Source organism: Pseudomonas sp. c313 (assembly GCF_055407145.1).
This window is the reverse complement of sequence record NZ_JBUZRD010000001.1, coordinates 862,082-878,562: the sequence shown is the minus strand read 5'-3', so window position 1 is coordinate 878,562 and position 16,481 is coordinate 862,082. Positions and strand designations below refer to the sequence as shown.

The window sequence follows — 16,481 nt, the reverse complement described above, 5'->3', positions numbered from 1 at the left end:
ATCTTTTTAAACTTGGCAAACGCCACCACTACAACATTAAAAGAAATAAGCCACGCACCAAAAAGCTTTAAAAAAATAGGGAATTTTCTGCTGAGCGCAGCGGTCGGAATTATTAAGGCGGCCGAATTAAAGTGTCGGGCCTATGACTTAACAACCAGGTCTTTTCAGAAGACTAATAAGGAAAACAAAATATGAGCCTCATTCTTATCATTATTCTGATCCTCCTGCTGGTCGGCGGTCTGCCAGTGTTTCCACACTCCCGCAACTGGGGTTATGGGCCGTCGGGTATTCTCGGCACCGTATTGGTAGTGCTGCTGATTCTGTTGTTGCTCGGCAAGATATAAAGCGGCTACACACTGAAAAAAATGTAAAAAAAGAGGCCTTGAAAAAGGCCCCTTTTTTATTCGCCGTTGTTTAGTCCGGCATACCGTCTACTACACCTGCCGTGTTATCCAGCAGACTCTTGGTAGCGGTCTGCAGGAACGCCTCAAGTTTCTGCTTGAGTTGTGCCTCATCAGGCGACTCAGGAATCACTTTGCCGGTGGGGTTGGCGCCCAGTTCGTACTGCCACAGTTTGGGCGGCATTTCCTTGGGCAGGACCAGCACGCGGTCAGCGGTGAGCAAGGCCACGGTCTGGTCGCTGCCCGAAGGCTTGATCACGCCAAAGCCCTTGTCGCCTTCCGGCAAGTTGAGCAAGTCACGGCCCCAGCACTGGTGACGGGTTTCACCGCCCAGGCGGCCCATGATAGTTGGCACGATGTCGATCTGCGTACCCACGGTGTGGTCAAGCTCGCCGAACTTTTCCTGCATGCCCGGCGCGATCATCAGCATCGGCACGTTGAAGCGACCCAAGTCCATTTCGGTGATCTGCTGCTCATTGCCGAAGCCATGGTCGCCGACGATGACGAACAAGGTTTCCTTGAAGTACGGCTCCTTGCGGGCCTTTTCAAAGAACTGGCCCAGGGCCCAGTCGGAGTAGCGCATGGCCGTCAAATGGTCGTTGAGGCTGCCACGGTCGGTGACCTTGTCGACCGGCAATGGCGTCGGCAAGGCGTACGGCGTGTGGTTGGACAGCGTTTGCAGCAACGCATAGAACGGCTTGCCGCCTTCGCGGGCCTTCAACTCTTCCAGGCCACGGTTGAACATGTCCTGGTCAGACACGCCCCAGGTCGGATCGGAAAATACCGGATCGACATAGTCATTGCGGCCGATAAAGTTGGTCATGCCCTGGTTGCTGAAGAAGCCCGACTGGTTGTCCCAGGCGAAGTCGCCGTTGTAGACATACACGTCTTCGAAATCGCGGACGCTGAGCAATTGCGGCAGGCCGGACAGCTTATGGCTGCCTTCCGGAGTCTGCATCAGGTATTCAAAGCCTGGCAGGTTCGGGAAACAGGCCATGGTGGCGAACATGCCCTGGTGGGTATGGGTGCCGTTGGAGAAGAAGCGGTCGAACAGCAGGCCTTCCTTGGACAGCTTGTCGAAGTACGGCGTGACATTGCCCGGACGACCGAGGGCGCCCACCGAGTGACCGGCGAAGCTTTCCATCAGGATCACGACGACGTTCTTGATTGGCAGGGTTTTCTCGGCCGGTGGCGTGAAGTCACGGCGCACTGCGGCGGTGTCGGCGTCTACCAGTTTCTCGTCTGGCATCACCAGCATGTCCCGCACAGTCTGCGTGGCCTGGGGTTGTTCCAGAGTGGCCTTCCAAACGTTGGTGCGATGCTCGGAGAATCGCGCCTTGGCCGCGGCAATCAGCGACAAGGTGCCGTTGAGGCCCAACTGGTTGGCGAAGTTCGAATCGGTGGTGTAGACATCCCCCCAACGTAGCGGCGGGCCCTGGCGCAGCGTGCCACGGGCGGCAACCACGGCAATCAGCAGGCAGACCACGAACACGCCAATGCGGGTGTACCACGGTGCCACTTGGCGGGTGCCGACCGTGCCACCGCTGAACGGGCCACGAGGCCGGGTGGCGCGATCGGCGCCCTTGAAGGCGATGTTCAGGATCAGCGTACCCAAGGCCAAGGCCAGCAGGTAACGCACCACCGGGAAACCGTACCAGAGCATGCTCATCACGGTTTTCGGGTCTTCTTTCACGTACTGGAACACCAGGCCGTTGAGGCGCTGGTGAAACTCGCGGTAGAAGTCCATCTCCATCAGGCCCAGGAACAGGGCGATGCTGGAAGCGACGGTCAGCCAGAACCGGAAGAAGCCGCGAGCGGCCATGGCCCGCACACTGAACAGCGCCAGAATCAGCGGGATACTCAGGTATACCACCAGGCGCAGGTCCAGGCGCAGGCCGTTGGCGAATGCTTCGAGGAAGGTCGAGGCTGGCGTGTCGAGGATCATCTCGCGGTTGTACACCAGCAGCGCCAGGCGCAGCAGGGAGAACATCACCATCATGACCAGAGCGCAAAGCAGCGTGTAAGCCAGATGGGATTTGACGGTCGGTTGCAGCAAGCGATTAGAAGCTCGCTGCTGACTCAGGGCGTCCGGGTTTGCCATGTCGTTTCAGGACCCATTGGAAGTTTAAGTTGCGAAATAATGCAGCGGCGTACAGCCCTCGCCCATACCAATCGAGGTTGAGCACTGACGCGGGGGGGCAAATGGTGCCCGATCAACAGCGTCTACGCCATTGATTACTGACCGCGTTCTACTTTCCCACCGTTGCAGATGCCAGCTTAGAGCCTTGGCAGAGGAAATAAAGCCGGCGAATTGTCTTGGATAGAATGTGAAAATTTTGTACAGCGAATATCTCGATACACAAAAAACTGCTCAGGCTTTATCGTTGAGTCCGACCTGCCTCTGTGGATTGACCCGCATGTTTTATCGCTACCACCCAAGCCCTCTCGGCCCGCTGCTTTTGGCGGCGGACGAACAGGGGCTGCGCGTGTTGTACATGGACATCCACCAGGAGCATGTCCAGGCGCAATGGTCCCCGGCAACGAATGAGCTGGACGAGGTGTGCCGCCAGCTTGATGAGTATTTCGCCCGAAAAAGGGAAGTCTTTGAGCTACCCCTGGCGCCAGTGGGCACGCCGTTCCAGCAGCAGGTCTGGCAAACACTGTTGCTGATTCCTTACGGGCGTACCTGGACTTATGGCGAGCAGGCCCGGCACCTGGACAATCCCAAGGCCATTCGCGCCGTAGGCACTGCCAATGGCGCCAATCCGATTTCCATCATCATTCCCTGCCACAGGGTGGTGGGCAGTGATGGAACGCTGGTGGGGTACGGTGGCGGGATTGAAAACAAGTTGAAACTGCTGGAGCTGGAAGGCAGTTGGTTAATTTGAACAACTCAACCGTATCAAAGCCATTGCCATGACGCGACCGTAGATACTCCGTTCACGGTCAAGCTTTAGCGAGACTGGTTGGGGGCGACTGGTGCTGGGGGCTGATCTGATGGCAGCGGTGTGGCTGACGTAGCCTCGCTGGGGCTCGACAACTGCTACGGTGATTTTGTGTAGATATTCCCCGTAGCAGGGTGATCAGTCAGATCCGCACATTGCCCCGTGGCCCGGCAATCGCCCAGATGATCAAGCCCAACACTGGCAGCAGCAGGATCAACAGGATCCACAGCACTTTTGCCCCGGTACCGGCGCCGCTTTTGAACACGTTGATAATCGCCCAGATATCCAGCGCCAGGATGATCAACCCGATCAGACTATTAAAAGTGGAACCCATGGTGTCGCTCCTATAGTGAGGGCTTGCCTCTTTAGGATAGTTCGCCGTGACTAGGGTTCCGTATTATTTCAGACGTGGACCGCAACCCGCAGGGCTTCCAGGGACGGCTCGCCCTTGATGCCAACCTGGGCACACAATTCCAGCACCCGTGGCACATCGTTGCCATAGACCAGCACCATCTGAATCTCGTCATCGAGCAACTGGCTGAAATTCATCAGCACATAGCCGCCGTTTTCCGGGTTCAGAGCGCTCATCTGGATCTGGATGCGGTTCAGCGCGGTGAGCGCCTCAGTTTTAGCAAGCTGCTTGGGTTTGAGGTTGAACGCCACGCCGGGGCCGAAGGAGGCGACGATCTGGGCGAACAGGTCCTGATAGGTATCGGCCTGAAAAAGCACGGTGTCCGGCAGGCTGCCGACGACAATCCATTCACCCAAGGGAATCGGAAAAGTGTCGTCGTAGTTGATGTCCGGGTTGGCCGCCAGAAACGCCTCGGGATCAGCAAACGCCTGGGCCGCTTCGTCGGCCACTTTTACGACCTCGGTTTCGCTCATGCAGCCGGAGCTGATTTTGTTGATGAGTTCGACGAGTGCGGTTTTCATGGGGCGAATCCTGTGGCTGAGGCTGGTTTTGAGGGCGCGAAGATAACACTGGTCTATGGAGGGCAACAATTCCAGTTTTGGCCGGTATCTACACATCTGTTGAGGTTGCCGATGGCAGGGGCTTGCCGGCAATGGACTTACAGGCACCGCGCTCACTCAGAAAGCCCGCGTCATCGTTAACGACCATCGCGAGCAAGCTCGCTCCTACAGTGGCAGTCGATCCGCTCTTGCTTTCCACCACTCAGGTCGGCTACCAGGCCGCCGTGCTTTTGATCTTGATCTAAGGCGCCCCGTTAACCACGATGGCTGAACGCAGGCATTGATCCGTGGGTAAACCGGCAGGACGCCGGTTTAGCCGCGCTGGGCCAAGGATGGCCCATCGCGGCGGCCCACGGAGCAATGCCGGAGTGAAGGCATGCCGAGCCTAAGCGAGGCACCAAGTGGTGGGGCAAGAGCCCTTTTGGTTACTTTTGGGGCTCTTTTCCAAAAGTGACACGCCGTAAGGGCGTAACCCTAAGCCGCCCTGACCAAAATAACGGATATGTACCCAACCCAACCCAACCTACCCACATGTTGACCGTGCAAGACATTACGTCCCGCCGCGCCTACACCAGTTTTTGCAACTGCGCCGCCGTATCCACTGCGCCCATGGTCTGGGCCGCAGCCAGCGCGGTAACGCCCTGGGCGTCCGTTGCCTTGGGGTTGGCGCCCTTGGAGATCAAGTAATCCACCATCTCGGTGCGATTGAACATCGCTGCCATCATCAACGCAGTACGACCATCGACGGATGCGCCTTCAACCTGGGCACCGCCTTCGATCAGCGCCTTGACCACGTCCAGGTTGCCCTTGAACGCCGCACCAGCAATCGGCAACTGGTTCTTGTCGTTGGCAATCTGCGGATCGGCCTTGAATTCCAGCAGCACTTTCACCGCATCGGCGTGGCCGTGGTAGGCGGACAGCATCAACAAGGTGTCGCCATTGTGGTTACGCAGATTGGCCGGCAAGCCCTTGGCCAGCAGTGCCGCGAGCAAGGCTGCATCGCCCTTGCGCGCCACGTCGAAGACCTGCTCGGCAAACTCGGCAGCTTCTTCTTCGGTCATTTGTTTGGCTTGGTCTGTCATCTGTGGCTCCTTGTTCGGCATTTCGTAAGGCGCTCAGTTTCCCGAGCGCCGCCAAACCTGTCACCCCTTTTTTCCTCACCGCGGCCATAGGCACAATCAATAGCGAAACTTACCTGCCTGGATATCCACAAGCATGTCGCCGGTCACGGGCACATAGGTATCGGAGCCCGGCAGCCAGGCGTACAGCGGATCGTCACCGACCTTGGCCGGGTCGAACGCTTCTTCCTTGAGCCGCACCTTCTGGTATTTAAAGGTACCGGTGGTTTCCATTGTCACCTTGATCCGCAGGAACAATGGCACGGCATAGGACGGCAGTTGGCCATGGGCAAACTGCAATAACGCCCGCATATCCAGAGCCGCCAGGGATTCAGACGGGGTAATCGCCGCCATCCCGGCCCGGCCGTTGGTGTTGTGGATCTCGACGCCATAAGCGACCGCTTCGGCGATCTGCGGGTGTTGCATGAAGATATTTTCCACTTCGGTGGTGGAGACGTTTTCGCCTTTCCAGCGGTAGGTGTCCCCGAGGCGGTCGACAAATTGCGCATGGCCGAAACCGATGCTGCGCAACAGATCACCGGTGTTGAAATAGCGATCGCCCTTTTCAAACACATCGCTGAGCACCACCTTGCGGTTCTTCTCGGGGTCGGTGTAGCCATCGAAGGGTGCCTTGTCGTCGATCCTGGCCAGCAGCAGGCCCTGGCCGCCCTTCTGCACTTCGCGCATGAAGCCGTTGCTGCCGCGAATCGGCTCGCAGGTGTCATGGGCGTAGTCCACGAGCGCCCAGTGCATCAGGGAAAAACCGATGGTGTTATCGAAATTCAACACATTGGTGAAGCCGATATTGCCGTCGCTGGCGGCATACAGTTCGCAGATGTGATCGACACCGAAACGCTCCTTGAATTGTGCCCAGACCCCAGGGCGCAGGCCGTTGCCGATCATTTTCACCACGCGGTTGTCCCGGTCGTGCACGCTGGGCGGTTGGTCGATCAGGTAACGGCACAGTTCACCGACATATCCCAGGGTCGTGGCGTTGAATTTACGTACATCGTCCCAGAACTGGCTGGCGCTGAACTTGCGGCGGATGGCAAATCCCGACGCCCCGGCTATCGCCGAGCCCCAGCACACGCACAAGCCCGTGGCGTGATACAGCGGCAAGGTGCAATACATGACGTCATCGGGCCCCATGTCCAGGGCGATGGTGCCGAAGCTGGCTGAGGATTTCATCCAGCGCCCATGCTTGAAGATGCCGGCCTTGGGCAGGCCCGTGGTGCCGGAGGTGTAGATGTAGAAGCAAGGGTCGTTGAAGTAGATCTGCTGGCTGCTGGCCGGATTGCCCACCGAGGCTCCAGCGCTGGATGCCATCAAGTCGACGTAGCCATCCGGCGCAGGGGTCTGGAGCTGCTCGGCGACAAACCAGGTTCGCGCCGGATCAATCGCCACCTGATCGCGCACGGCCGTGTAGGCCGCGACCAGTTCCGCCCCCACGACAATGGCCACCGGTTTGACCAGGTTCAGGCTGTGTACCAGCACCGCGTGGGTTTGTGCGGTGTTGAGCATGGCGCAAATGCCGCCGACCTTGGCCACGGCCAGCACGGTCAACAACAGTTCCGGACGGTTTTCGATAAACAGCGCCACCACGTCGCCCTTGCCGATGCCCTGTTCCAGCAGATAATGGGCAATGCGGTTGGCTTGCTGGTTGGCCTCGGTGTAGCTGAGCACCCGGTCGCCATACAGCAACGCGGCGCCATTGGGGTTGCGCAGGGTGGCCTGTTCGAAGGTGAAGCCCAGCCCGCAAGGCTGGTTGGGGTCGGTGATGTTGGCGACGCGGATGCCGCGTACCAGCCTTGGCAAGGCCCGGACGATAGTGGGCACCTTACGCAACATCATGCCCCAGGTAATCATGTCACTTTGCTGATGGCTCATAAGCGGGAACGTCCTTTTTCTTATTATTCGTATGATCCTTGGCCATCCATCCCCTGTAGGACTAACGATGAATGGCTTGCAGGAAAATACGCCAACCATTCTTTGGCTGTACACGCAGGATTTGAAAAGTTTTGTATCCCGGATCAGCGGGAGACGATAAAGGGAATTTATACAGCCATTGAGTGGTCGGTATGGATGTCCTGCCTTGTCCGGCAACGGCAAAATTCCCGCCTGAACAAAGCAAAATGCAGGATGCACGATGGCCATTCATGCAGATTGCACGAATCCAAAAATAGGGAAAATTTACAACACGTTGATTTATAACGATTTTTATAAAAACAGAATACTGGCACAATCACTGCACCTATCACTCCACGCTTGCCAATCATGAGCTAACGGAGCTGATAGACATGAGCCTGATCCAAGATAAGTTTTCTTCTGTGTTCTCCAATTTCGACGTCACCACCCAGGCCCGTCCTGACGGTGGCATCCTGCTGACCCTGCGCAACAGCGAAGGCAAGCAAATCAAGCGCTCGATTTCTTATCAGCAGTTGCACACGGCCGATCAACTGACGTGGGTCATCAGCGCCATCCGTCGTGACCTGGCCGAACAAGCCAGCGAACTGCCGCAGATTTCGATGTTGCAAAGCCAGCATCGCTTTGCCCTGCCGACCTACCACTCGGCATAAGCGCACGTTTCATTTATCGGGTCGTGATGCCGCCGTGCATCACGGCCCGTTTTTTTTTACCGCATTATTGGCAATAGATGTTTCGCAGATGAAACGTAACCGTTGCCGGTGAGGCAGTGGTCAGCAGCGTCAATCGTCCAGACGCGGGAAACCATTGGCGATATCGTCGCCAGTCAAGTGCTCACCCCCACCTTCGGCGCCCCTGAACAGGCGGATCGCCACGAATCGCGGTTCCTCGCCCATATCGAACCAGCGAGCCGTCCCGGCGGGTACACAAATCAGGTCGTTTTTCTCACACAGCACGGCATAGACGTAGTCACCAATGTGCAAACTGAACAGCCCACGGCCTGCAGCGAAAAGACGGACTTCGTCGACACCATGGCGGTGTTCGTCGAGGAACCGCGCGCGAATTTCGGCTTTTTGCGGATCATCGCTGTTGACGCTGAGCACACCCACCGAGGCGTAGCCGCCCTTGGTCATCAGCGTGTCGATCTGTGCCTTGTACGCCGAAATCACGTCGACCTCGCTGGCGCCCGCCTCGATCCTGGTAGCGGCTTGCCAACGCTCAAAACCCACGCCCTGCTCGGCCAGCGTGGATGCGATATCGTCGAAATGGGTCAGCACCTTGTTCGGCGTATCCGGGGTACTGATGTGGTAAACGAAAAGACTGCTCATGAAAGGGTTCCTCGGTCGGCACCACCGTTCGGCATTTCAAGGTCCGGTCGGGCGGTATAAATCATTAGGCGCAAGGCTGCTTCTTGATCACCACGGCTCATGACTGCTCCTCTGGCAATCGAACAGCCATGATCACAGCGGCCGCGAGGGCCGCGAGGCTGGCAATACTGAAAGTCAGGGTCGGCCCCAGCAGGTTCCAGCTATACCCCGAATACAAGGCGCCCACCGCGCCTCCGGTGCCGGCAAGAGCGGCATACAGCGCCTGTCCCTGGCCTTGCTGGCGAGCGCCGAAGCTACGCTGGACGAACTGAATGGCAGCAGCATGAAAACTGCCGAAAGTAGCGGCGTGCAAGACCTGGGCAAACAGCAGCACCCAGAAAAACTCGGCAAACGAACCCAGCAACAGCCAGCGCATCGCCGCCAGCAAAAAACTGGCGATCAGCACCCGGCGCACCGAGAAGCGCGTCAGAATCCGGCTCATGGCCATGAACATCAACACTTCCGCCACCACCCCCAGGGCCCAGAGCAGGCCGATCACGCCACGGCTGTAGCCAAGATGTTCAAGGTGCAGGGTCAGGAAGGTGTAATACGGGCCGTGGCTCATTTGCATTAGCGCGACGCAGGCATAAAACGCCATTACGCCGGGGCTGCTTAGTTGGCGCAAGAAGCCATCGGCGGCCAGGCGATTGCCCTGGGTCGACGGTTGGGCATTGGGCACCCATAGGCTGGCACCGATGATGCCCGCCATGATCACCGCGATCGCCACCGGGTAAATGTCCAGGCTCAAGGCCTCGAATAGGCGACCCAGGGCCACCACGGCCAGGATAAAACCGATGGAGCCCCACAGGCGGATCTGGCTGTAGCGCGAGGTCTGGCCTTGCAAATGCGCCAGGGTAATCACTTCAAACTGCGGCAGCACCGCATGCCAGAAGAAAGCGTGCAAGGCCATGACCAGCGCCAGCCAGGCGTAAGACTTGCTGATGAAGATCAGCGAAAAGCTCAACAGGGTGCAGACTGCGCCAAACCGCACGATGGCCAGGCGCCGGCCCGTGTAGTCCCCCAGCCAGCCCCAGATATTGGGCGCCACGCAGCGCATCAGCATGGGGATAGCTACCAACTCGCCGATGCGCGCGCTGGAAAACCCGAGGTGATCGAAATACAGTGCCAGGAATGGCGCTGTCGATCCGAGCAGGGCGAAATAGAACAGGTAAAAGCTGGAGAGCCGCCAGTACGCAAGCGCTGCCACGGCCGTCAGACCGTCACAACTGACCCAACACCGGGGTGCTCACACGCACATCGGCATTTTGCCCGCGATGGCGCAGCAGATGATCCATCAGCACGATAGCCATCATTGCTTCGGCAATCGGCGTGGCACGGATGCCGACACACGGGTCATGGCGACCCTTGGTGATCACGTCCACCGGGTTGCCGTGAACATCAATGGAACGCCCTGGCGTGGTGATGCTCGACGTTGGCTTGAGTGCCAGGTGCGCAACGATGGGCTGGCCGGAGGAAATGCCGCCGAGAATACCGCCAGCGTTGTTGCTGACAAACCCTTCAGGCGTCAGTTCGTCGCGGTGCTCGGTGCCACGCTGGGCAACACTGGCGAAACCGGCGCCGATTTCCACGCCCTTGACCGCGTTGATGCTCATCAGCGCATGGGCAAGTTCGGCGTCCAGGCGGTCGAAGATTGGCTCGCCCAGGCCCGGCATCACGCCTTCGGCGACTACGGTGATCTTGGCGCCGACGGAATCCTGATCCCGGCGCAACTGGTCCATGTAGGCTTCCAGCTCCGGCACTTTGTCTGGGTCGGGGCTGAAGAAGGCGTTTTCTTCAACGCTGTCCCAGGTCTTGAACGGGATTTCGATCGGGCCGAGCTGGCTCATGTAGCCGCGAATGACGATGCCCTGGGTGGCCAGGTATTTCTTGGCAATGGCGCCGGCTGCGACGCGCATGGCGGTTTCCCGCGCCGAACTGCGACCGCCACCACGGTAATCGCGCTCACCGTATTTGTGATGGTAGGTGTAGTCGGCATGGGACGGGCGGAACAGGTCCTTGATAGCCGAGTAGTCCTTGGACTTCTGGTCGGTGTTGCGGATCAACAGGCCGATGGCACAACCGGTGGTGCGGCCCTCGAACACACCGGAGAGGATTTCGACTTCGTCGGGCTCCTGGCGCTGGGTGGTGTGGCGGCTGGTGCCGGGCTTGCGGCGATCCAGATCGCGCTGCAGGTCTTCCAGGGACAGCTCAAGGCCCGGCGGGCAGCCGTCGACAATGGCGACCAACGCCGGGCCATGGCTTTCGCCAGCGGTGGTGACAGTGAACAGCTTGCCGTAGGTATTGCCGGACATGCAGGGCGCTCCGTGAAATCAGCTGAAATAACTCAACCGTGATAACTAAGCGCGCCAGTATACGCAGGCTCTCTCAGTAGTTCATCCTCGAAACCTTACCGGTAGACGTTGGTCCAACCGGCACCTTCCTCATGATGGCGCGATGATGCTTCGAGTCTTGCTCTTGACCCTCACCCTGTTTTCCAGCCTTGGCTTCGCCGCCTCCCCTGTCGTGCTGCAACGGCCCATCAGCCTGGACACCGGCAGCGGCGAGCTGTTTGGCTCGCTGTTGCTGCCCAAATCCGACAGCCCGGTGCCCGTGGTACTGATCATTGCAGGCTCAGGACCCACCGACCGCAACGGCAACAGCGCCGATGGCGCACGTAACGACAGCCTCAAACGCCTGGCGTGGGTGCTGGCCAAACACAACATCGCCAGCGTGCGCTATGACAAGCGCGGTGTGGCCGCCAGCCTCGCGGCAACACCCGATGAGCGCAACCTGACCCTGGACGCCTACGTGGCCGACGCCGTCGCCTGGGGCAAACTGCTGAAAACCGACCCGCGCCTGGGGCCGCTGATTGTACTGGGCCACAGCGAAGGCGCATTGGTGGCCGCCCTCGCCGCCCCGCAACTCAATCCCGCCGGGGTGATTTCCCTGTCCGGCAGCGCCCGCCCGGTGGACCAGGTGATCCGCCAGCAACTGGCTGACCATCTGCCCCCGGCCCTGTTGCTGCGCAGTAACCAGATTCTCGACCACCTCAAGTCCGGTCAGGTGGACGCCGATGTACCCGGCCCACTTGAGGGCATTTTCCGGCCCAGCGTGCAGCCTTATCTGATCAGCCTGTTCCGCGCCGATCCTTCGGCCGCGTTTGCCAAGCTGACGATGCCGGCCCTGATCATCCAGGGCACCAACGACCTGCAAGTGGGCGTGGCTGACGCGCAGAAACTCAAGGCCTCCAAACCGGATGCCGAGCTGACCGTGATCGAAGGCATGAACCATGTGATGCGTATCGTCCCCAACGATGTGAAGCAGCAATTGGCCTCCTACAACAACCCGCAATTGCCTCTCGCCGCTGAACTGGGTACCCGCCTGATTCGCTTTATCGACGGACTTCGCCCCAGTTAAGCGAGCATTTGCCCTCCAGTCCTGAATAAAGCGGCCGATAAGCACAGGGTCAACAGCAAAAAGACTGTCGACTCGCAGGGGCTTGGACAGGATCGCACCGAATGACGAACACCGACGCAATACCGGAATCTCCCGCCGCCGCCCCCGCTGAAACCGAAGCGGCCGCAGCGGCTGCGCTGCCGTGGGCGCAGGTTCAGGCCGAACACTTCAAAATGCTGCGCCTGGCGCCCTTGGCAACTGATCGCGCCACCGGCGTGCGGCCGTTGCGCTTTGTTCAATTTGGCTACGCCGAACGCAATAACAAGGACCAGAGCCTGCTACGCATGGTCATCCAACTGCCTGGGCAGCGAGTGCGGCGCGAACAGAATCACCTGGATATCTGGGTTGAACACGCCACCCAGCGGGTGCATTTCGGCCCAGGCAACAGCCTGGAGATCGAACCGGCCAACCGTGGCATCGGTCGCTTCCTGGTGGCACAGGGTGTCGCCTGGGCAAAAAAGAAGTGGTCGCACTATCGCGTCGACGGTGTCGACCTGGCGAACAAGGATGCGCTGAACGAAGCCACGCGCCTGCGGCGTGATCACTTCCTGCGCATCCAGGGCTTTGATGTGGCCTACGCCGATGTCCAGCATTTGAAGGGCAACGTGCAACCGGGCAAGGTCAGCGACCTGCTGGACAGCTGGAACACCGAAAAGCTGCAGTTCGTGGAAATCCTCGAAGCGGCGCAGATGCTGCAGCAAGCCGAGCAGAACCTGGCGGAGCAGGAAGTGAGGCTGCGCAAGGAAGAGGAAAAGGTCATCAAGTTCAAGCGCGAAGACAGCGGTTTGCGCTTCACCATTACTTGCCTGGTGGCGTTTACGGTGTTTCAGGCGGGGTTGTTGATCTGGATTGCGACGCATCGCTGACAACTGATTCGCACTGAAGAAATTGAGTTGAATATGGGGCTGCGGGCAGAGGCTGGGCTGGGTACATATCCGTTATTTTGGTCAGGGCGGCTTGGGGTTATGCCCTTACGGCGTGTCACTTTCGAAAAGCCGGAATGCCGGCCCAGACGAAAGTAACCAAAGCGCTCTTGCCCCACCACTTGGTGCCTCGCTGTGGCTCGGCATGCCCTCACTCCGGCATTGCCATCGTGGTTAACGGGGCGCCTTAGATCAAGATCAAAAGCACGGCGGCCTGGTAGCCGACCTGAGTGGTGAAAATGTAGGAGCGAGCTTGCTCGCGATGGTCGTTAACGATAACGCGGGCTTCCTGGATAAACGCGGCGCCCTCAGGTTCTTCGCGAGCAAGCTCGCTCCTACAGAAAAGCGGATTGACGCTGGCTCTTGATCTGCTGTTGATCTATCTGAAGCGAACACAGCCCCCACCTGAAGGAGCAAGCTTGCTCGCGATGGTCGTTAACGATAACGCAGGCTTCCTGGATGAACACAGTGCCTATCAGTCCATCGCAGGCAAGCCAGTTCCTACAGAAAAGCGGATCGGCGCTAGCTCTTGATCTGCTGTTGATCTATCTGAAGCGAACACAGCCCCCACCTGTAGGAGCGAGCTTGCTCCGGGCGGCGTTCCGACGATGGTCGTTAACAATGACGCCATGGCGCATTGACGCCTCGGCTTGGGCGAGTCCATCCAATTACAGTAGATCCGCCTTTGCTTTTCACCACTCAGGTCGGCTACCAGGCCGCCGTGCTTTTGCTTTTGATCTTGATCTAAGGCGCCCCGTTAACCACGATGGCTGAACGCAGGCATTGATCCGTGGGTAAACCGGCAGGACGCCGGTTTAGCCGCGCTGGGCCAAGGATGGCCCATCGCGGCGGCCCACGGAGCAATGCCGGAGTGAAGGCATGCCGAGCCTAAGCGAGGCACCAAGTGGTGGGGCAAGAGCCCTTTTGGTTACTTTTGGGGCTCTTTTCCAAAAGTGACACGCCGTAAGGGCGTAACCCTAAGCCGCCCTGACCAAAATAACGGATATGTACTCAATTGCCAGATACTGCCTCAACATTGACTGACCCATCGCTATCGCAGGCAAGCCACACATTTTGTGTCCCGATTCCTACAGTGAGCAAGGTTAAACCCTTGAGGCAAACACCGCCTGATGCTGCCGGCACTGTTCGGCGGTGAGCATAAACACCCCATGCCCGCCCCGCTTGAAGTCCAGCCAGGCAAAATCTACCTCGGGGTATAGCGCCTCGACATGAACCTGGCTGTTGCCCACCTCGACGATCAACAAGCCTTTCTCGGTCAAATGATCCGCCGCCTCGGCCAGCATGCGCCGTACCAGGTTCAAGCCATCTTCACCGCAGGCCAGGCCCAGTTCGGGTTCGTGCTGGTATTCGTCGGGCATGTCGGCGAAGTCTTCGGCATCGACATACGGCGGGTTGGAAACGATCAGGTCAAAACGCTGGCCCGGCAGGCCGTCGAAGCCGTCGCCCTGAACGGTGTAGACCCGCTCATCGACACCATGACGCTCGATGTTCTGGTTGGCCACTTCCAGCGCTTCGAACGACAAGTCCGCCAGTACCACTTCGGCGTCCTGGAACTCGTAGGCACAGGCAATGCCGATGCAGCCAGAACCGGTGCACAGGTCGAGGATGCGCGCCGGCGGTACGGCGAACCAAGGTTCGAAGCGGTTTTCGATCAGCTCGCCAATCGGCGAACGCGGGATCAGCACTCGCTCATCGACGATAAACGACATGCTGCAAAACCAGGCTTCGCCCAACAGGTAGGCGGTAGGAATGCGCTCTTCAATCCGGCGCTTGAGCAAGCGCTGCAGATTGACCAGTTCATCCTCTTCCAGGTTGCAGTCCAGATAACTGTCGGCAATTTCCCACGGCAGGTGCAAGGCGCCGAGCACCAGTTGCCGGGCTTCGTCCCAGGCATTGTCGGTGCCATGGCCAAAAAACAGGTCTTCCCCATGGAAACGGCTGACAGCCCAACGGATGTGGTCGCGCAAAGTGCGCAGGCGGGAAGTGATCACGGGGGCAGGCTCCTGGAAAAAACGACTGGCGATTCTAACAGTCTTAAGCTGTACGGACGATGTACGAAAAAACTTCACCGCACGTCGGATTTCATCCGCTTGTGCTTTTTTCTGTTACACAACGCCCCCTCTTGACATGGCTGTAGGCCAACAGCGGCGTACCTTACGATGGTAGCGATTCACAGAAGCGCTCAGCCAGAGGACAATGTCGCAAAAGCCCCACTCACAGGAGCCCCAGAATGTCCGTTCCAAAGACGATGTTTCAACTCAGCGGTCGTGGTTACGCACCGGCCAACTTGAGCCACGCGACCCTTGTGATCATCGATGCCCAGAAAGAATATTTGAGCGGCCCCCTTGCCCTGTCGGGCATGGAGGCAGCTGTCGAAAACATCAAACAACTGACGGCTGCGGCACGCAACGCCGGGCGTCCGATTGTCCATGTGCGCCACTTGGGCACTGTGGGCGGTCTGTTCGACCCACAGGGCGAACGCGGTGAATTCATCCCGGGGCTTGAGCCTGAAGGTGACGAAACCATCATCGGCAAGCTGCTACCCAGCGCCTTCCATGGCACAGCCCTGGAAAAGCGCCTGCAGGACCTCGGCTCCCTGGACCTGATCGTCTGCGGCTTCATGAGCCACTCCAGTGTCAGCACCACCGTGCGCGCAGCGAAGAACCTGGGCTTTCGCTGCACCCTGGTGGAAGATGCCTGCGCCACCCGCGACCTGCCTTACAAGGGCGGCATCCTCAGCGCCGAGCATGTGCAGCAAACCGAGATGGCCATCATGGCCGACAACTTCGCCACACTCGCCTTGACCAAAGATCTGATCTGATCGACCTATCGATGAGCGGTGCAGCCATTGCGGCCCCGCTCATCCGCAAAAACCTCTCATTTTCTGCAATTGCCTCTGTACCCGGAACAACCTGTCCATCTTCCGGTCGAAGGGCCGATACCCTTGAGGAAAGGTCGGAATGAAGATATCCGATGGTTTTGATGCTCGTCGCTTGCGCCCCAAGGGCCCGAGCAACTGGCGTCTGCGTCTGGGCGCTGGCTTTGCCGCGCTTTTGGCGATGTTGGGCGTGTTGCTGGCGATGGCCGGGGCCGCAAGTCTGTTGGGACACTCACCGGCTCTTGGCGAGCTGAATGCCAGCCCGGGCGGTTCTGCCGTAGTGCTGGTGATTGGCCTGTTGATCCTGTGGTTTGGCGTGTGGTTGTGGCGCCGTTGCCGGCGGCGCATGCGTCAGCCGCTGGAGCTGAGCATCGCCTCGCACTTGATGAAAAAACACGACTAAAAAAAACACTGATAGCGTTTTGTCCCGCCTCTGGCGCCTCGATTTGGGTAAACTGCCCGCCCTTCGCGGAGGCT

16 protein-coding genes and 1 pseudogene are annotated in these 16,481 nt (G+C 58.8%); 8 read left to right on the top strand and 9 right to left on the bottom strand.

All coding sequences use genetic code 11. The features are described 5' to 3' along the window. The first annotated feature begins 191 nt into the window (after nucleotides 1–191). Nucleotides 192–344, top strand: coding sequence for a DUF3309 family protein (locus ACZRKZ_RS04350; RefSeq protein ID WP_003216767.1), 153 nt, complete (start codon nucleotides 192–194; stop codon nucleotides 342–344). Between the two features lie 70 nt (nucleotides 345–414). On the opposite strand, the gene ACZRKZ_RS04345 is transcribed toward ACZRKZ_RS04350, so the two are convergent. After that, the gene (locus ACZRKZ_RS04345) at nucleotides 415–2,502 is read right to left on the bottom strand and encodes an LTA synthase family protein (protein ID WP_463980793.1); all 2,088 of its coding nucleotides are present in this window, start codon (nucleotides 2,500–2,502) and stop codon (nucleotides 415–417) included. Between the two features lie 316 nt (nucleotides 2,503–2,818). Between ACZRKZ_RS04345 and ACZRKZ_RS04340 the strand changes: the two genes are divergently transcribed. Continuing rightward, nucleotides 2,819–3,289, top strand: coding sequence for a methylated-DNA--[protein]-cysteine S-methyltransferase (locus ACZRKZ_RS04340; RefSeq protein ID WP_149411555.1), 471 nt, complete (start codon nucleotides 2,819–2,821; stop codon nucleotides 3,287–3,289). A gap of 199 nt (nucleotides 3,290–3,488) precedes the next feature. On the opposite strand, the gene ACZRKZ_RS04335 is transcribed toward ACZRKZ_RS04340, so the two are convergent. The 4 genes from ACZRKZ_RS04335 to ACZRKZ_RS04320 form a co-directional block, all read right to left on the bottom strand. After that, entirely contained in the window at nucleotides 3,489–3,680 is a 192-nt protein-coding gene (locus ACZRKZ_RS04335) for a PLDc N-terminal domain-containing protein (RefSeq protein ID WP_463969771.1), read from the bottom strand. Nucleotides 3,681–3,748: 68 nt separating this feature from the next. Next, the gene (locus tag ACZRKZ_RS04330) at nucleotides 3,749–4,279 is read right to left on the bottom strand and encodes a hypothetical protein (protein WP_463969770.1); all 531 of its coding nucleotides are present in this window, start codon (nucleotides 4,277–4,279) and stop codon (nucleotides 3,749–3,751) included. 605 nt (nucleotides 4,280–4,884) lie between these two features. Further along, nucleotides 4,885–5,400: an ankyrin repeat domain-containing protein gene (locus tag ACZRKZ_RS04325; protein ID WP_149411553.1), complete on the bottom strand. Its 516-nt coding sequence runs from the start codon at nucleotides 5,398–5,400 to the stop codon at nucleotides 4,885–4,887. A 96-nt stretch (nucleotides 5,401–5,496) separates the two neighbouring features. Then, on the bottom strand, nucleotides 5,497–7,323 hold the full coding sequence (locus ACZRKZ_RS04320; protein WP_463980792.1) for a long-chain-acyl-CoA synthetase: 1,827 nt from the start codon (nucleotides 7,321–7,323) through the stop codon (nucleotides 5,497–5,499). A 410-nt stretch (nucleotides 7,324–7,733) separates the two neighbouring features. On the opposite strand from ACZRKZ_RS04320, the gene ACZRKZ_RS04315 reads away from it, so the two are divergent. Next, nucleotides 7,734–8,012 carry a DUF3509 domain-containing protein gene (locus tag ACZRKZ_RS04315; protein WP_463969767.1) on the top strand — a complete coding sequence of 93 codons (279 nt, stop codon included), beginning with the start codon at nucleotides 7,734–7,736 and terminating at the stop codon, nucleotides 8,010–8,012. Nucleotides 8,013–8,141: 129 nt separating this feature from the next. On the opposite strand, the gene ACZRKZ_RS04310 is transcribed toward ACZRKZ_RS04315, so the two are convergent. The 3 genes from ACZRKZ_RS04310 to aroC form a co-directional block, all read right to left on the bottom strand. Continuing rightward, entirely contained in the window at nucleotides 8,142–8,687 is a 546-nt protein-coding gene (locus ACZRKZ_RS04310; protein WP_463980791.1) for a 1,2-dihydroxy-3-keto-5-methylthiopentene dioxygenase, read from the bottom strand. A 97-nt stretch (nucleotides 8,688–8,784) separates the two neighbouring features. Then, nucleotides 8,785–9,933: an MFS transporter gene (locus ACZRKZ_RS04305; protein WP_463969765.1), complete on the bottom strand. Its 1,149-nt coding sequence runs from the start codon at nucleotides 9,931–9,933 to the stop codon at nucleotides 8,785–8,787. Between the two features lie 13 nt (nucleotides 9,934–9,946). Further along, complete coding sequence (aroC, locus tag ACZRKZ_RS04300; RefSeq protein ID WP_149411547.1) at nucleotides 9,947–11,038, bottom strand: chorismate synthase; 1,092 nt, start codon at nucleotides 11,036–11,038, stop codon at nucleotides 9,947–9,949. Between the two features lie 142 nt (nucleotides 11,039–11,180). Here aroC and ACZRKZ_RS04295 point away from each other — a divergent pair, with 142 nt between their 5' ends. The 3 genes and pseudogenes from ACZRKZ_RS04295 to ACZRKZ_RS04285 form a co-directional block, all read left to right on the top strand. Continuing rightward, nucleotides 11,181–12,143: an alpha/beta hydrolase gene (locus ACZRKZ_RS04295; RefSeq protein ID WP_463969764.1), complete on the top strand. Its 963-nt coding sequence runs from the start codon at nucleotides 11,181–11,183 to the stop codon at nucleotides 12,141–12,143. Between the two features lie 101 nt (nucleotides 12,144–12,244). Further along, complete coding sequence (locus ACZRKZ_RS04290) at nucleotides 12,245–13,048, top strand: hypothetical protein (RefSeq protein ID WP_463980790.1); 804 nt, start codon at nucleotides 12,245–12,247, stop codon at nucleotides 13,046–13,048. A 319-nt stretch (nucleotides 13,049–13,367) separates the two neighbouring features. Beyond that, a pseudogene (locus ACZRKZ_RS04285) lies at nucleotides 13,368–13,445 on the top strand (outer membrane lipoprotein carrier protein LolA); the annotation flags it as partial. Nucleotides 13,446–14,208: 763 nt separating this feature from the next. Here the strand turns inward: ACZRKZ_RS04285 and prmB are convergent. Next, nucleotides 14,209–15,117: a 50S ribosomal protein L3 N(5)-glutamine methyltransferase gene (gene prmB, locus ACZRKZ_RS04280; protein ID WP_463980789.1), complete on the bottom strand. Its 909-nt coding sequence runs from the start codon at nucleotides 15,115–15,117 to the stop codon at nucleotides 14,209–14,211. 239 nt (nucleotides 15,118–15,356) lie between these two features. Here prmB and ACZRKZ_RS04275 point away from each other — a divergent pair, with 239 nt between their 5' ends. Continuing rightward, nucleotides 15,357–15,947, top strand: coding sequence for a cysteine hydrolase family protein (locus ACZRKZ_RS04275; RefSeq protein ID WP_463980788.1), 591 nt, complete (start codon nucleotides 15,357–15,359; stop codon nucleotides 15,945–15,947). Between the two features lie 139 nt (nucleotides 15,948–16,086). Next, nucleotides 16,087–16,407: a hypothetical protein gene (locus tag ACZRKZ_RS04270; RefSeq protein ID WP_133098960.1), complete on the top strand. Its 321-nt coding sequence runs from the start codon at nucleotides 16,087–16,089 to the stop codon at nucleotides 16,405–16,407. Nucleotides 16,408–16,481 lie beyond the last annotated feature (74 nt).

Bases quoted from the DNA above. Each gene is read 5' to 3' on its own strand.
- ACZRKZ_RS04350 (WP_003216767.1), top strand. From the start codon at position 192: ATGAGCCTCATTCTTATCATTATTCTGATCCTCCTGCTGGTCGGCGGT.
- ACZRKZ_RS04345 (WP_463980793.1), bottom strand. From the start codon at position 2,502: ATGGCAAACCCGGACGCCCTGAGTCAGCAGCGAGCTTCTAATCGCTTG.
- ACZRKZ_RS04340 (WP_149411555.1), top strand. From the start codon at position 2,819: ATGTTTTATCGCTACCACCCAAGCCCTCTCGGCCCGCTGCTTTTGGCG.
- ACZRKZ_RS04335 (WP_463969771.1), bottom strand. From the start codon at position 3,680: ATGGGTTCCACTTTTAATAGTCTGATCGGGTTGATCATCCTGGCGCTG.
- ACZRKZ_RS04330 (WP_463969770.1), bottom strand. From the start codon at position 4,279: ATGAAAACCGCACTCGTCGAACTCATCAACAAAATCAGCTCCGGCTGC.
- ACZRKZ_RS04325 (WP_149411553.1), bottom strand. From the start codon at position 5,400: ATGACAGACCAAGCCAAACAAATGACCGAAGAAGAAGCTGCCGAGTTT.
- ACZRKZ_RS04320 (WP_463980792.1), bottom strand. From the start codon at position 7,323: ATGAGCCATCAGCAAAGTGACATGATTACCTGGGGCATGATGTTGCGT.
- ACZRKZ_RS04315 (WP_463969767.1), top strand. From the start codon at position 7,734: ATGAGCCTGATCCAAGATAAGTTTTCTTCTGTGTTCTCCAATTTCGAC.
- ACZRKZ_RS04310 (WP_463980791.1), bottom strand. From the start codon at position 8,687: ATGAGCAGTCTTTTCGTTTACCACATCAGTACCCCGGATACGCCGAAC.
- aroC (WP_149411547.1), bottom strand. From the start codon at position 11,038: ATGTCCGGCAATACCTACGGCAAGCTGTTCACTGTCACCACCGCTGGC.
- ACZRKZ_RS04295 (WP_463969764.1), top strand. From the start codon at position 11,181: ATGATGCTTCGAGTCTTGCTCTTGACCCTCACCCTGTTTTCCAGCCTT.
- ACZRKZ_RS04290 (WP_463980790.1), top strand. From the start codon at position 12,245: ATGACGAACACCGACGCAATACCGGAATCTCCCGCCGCCGCCCCCGCT.
- ACZRKZ_RS04275 (WP_463980788.1), top strand. From the start codon at position 15,357: ATGTCCGTTCCAAAGACGATGTTTCAACTCAGCGGTCGTGGTTACGCA.
- ACZRKZ_RS04270 (WP_133098960.1), top strand. From the start codon at position 16,087: ATGAAGATATCCGATGGTTTTGATGCTCGTCGCTTGCGCCCCAAGGGC.